Consider the following 1524-nt stretch of genomic DNA (forward strand, 5'->3'; position numbering starts at 1 on the left):
ATTAATAGCCAGGGTTTTGCTGAGCTCCAATTCCAGGATTTGCATTAATCTCTACAATAGGGATAGGTAATGTAAATCTAAAATCGTTAGCAGCTAATGTACAAGCACCACTTTGAATAGCACAAGCAATTGGATCTCTAGCAACACCTCTGTTACCAGCTGTACCAGAACGCTTTAAATCTTTAAACCTATGACCCTCATATGCTAATTCTACTTTACGCTCATCTAATACCGCACCTACTGCTTCTGCAACAGAACTGTATGATGGTAATGGCTGTGCAGTACCAAATCTAGCGTCTCTTAATTGCTTAATTAAAGTAGCTGCACCTGTAAAATTACTCTGATATGCTCTTGCCTCAGCAGCAATTAATAACATCTCTGAAGATCTAAATACCTTTAAATCATTCATTAATGGACGACCTTGAGAACCAGGATATTTTTGGATAACCAATATATCATTGTTAACTGGGTCTGGATCATTCACATAATCTGGACTAATAACTGATGTAGGAGATACCATTACTGTGTATCTAATATCGTCACCAGGACTACCTGGAGTTAAATTATCAAATATACTTCTGTCCATCTCAAAGTAAGGAGAACCTGCTAATGTAGCATTCACAAAAGCAAATCTTGCTCCGGCCCATCCGCCTCCAAGACCTCCAGTATCATTATCCGTAGAACCTTGACCGTCATATGTGTCATTTAAAGTTCTCTCTAACTTAAAGATAACTTCTGTATTATCAGCATCAAACCACATATTTGCATATTGAGTTCTATCTGCTAAACCATAAGTACCAAGTAATGAACTTGCTAAACTTTCAGCAGTAGGATAATCGCCTCTTGTTAAAGCAATTCTTGCACGCATTGCATTAATCGCATCTCTAGATATAAAAGTAGCATTTGATTGATCTTGAATTAAGTTAGATGCTAATGTTATATCAGCATTAATAAGATCCCATAACTCTCCTGTAGTATTTCTTAGAGGTTGAGCACCTAAGCCCTGTACAGTACTGATTGCAGGTGCTGCAAGTGTTGCATCATCTGTTGGGTCTGGACTAAAATAAATCATTAACTGCATGTTTGCATAAGCACGTATGAAGTGAACCTGAGCCAATATATTGTCATAATCCGCTTGCTCTGCAGCTGATGGTGTTAACGTAGCTGCTGCCTCTATAAGTACACTTGCTCTGTTATTAACTCTAAAGTTACGCACCCAAACGTCTGCTGCGGCAGCTGTTCCTGCATTCATAACAAAATCATAAAGTGCAAAACCTTGCCCTCCTGAATCAAAACCTACAGCTATCTCATCTGTAAAATTAGATGAAAGTGCTATTTCTGGGGATATATCCCACTGATCGTATACAGCAAGAAGACCTGATTGTAAATCAGCTACACTTCTAAATGCATTAGCAGCATCTAAACGACCTACTTGTCTGATATCTATTGCGTCGTTACATCCCATTAGCAATGCTAAGAGACCGACAAAGATTATTTTATTTATTTTTTTCATATTATTTTTTT

At 37.7% G+C, this 1524-nt stretch carries 1 protein-coding gene; it reads right to left on the minus strand.

Annotation, left to right across the window (positions count from 1 at the left end):
• Window position 1: 1 nt before the first annotated feature.
• Window positions 2–1524, minus strand: a 1523-nt coding sequence (locus tag Q0770_RS14645; protein ID WP_299118182.1) for a RagB/SusD family nutrient uptake outer membrane protein, incomplete at its 5' end; no start/stop codon positions are given.

The sequence above is a fragment of the uncultured Winogradskyella sp. genome, from assembly GCF_947501905.1.
Lineage (GTDB): Bacteria > Bacteroidota > Bacteroidia > Flavobacteriales > Flavobacteriaceae > Winogradskyella.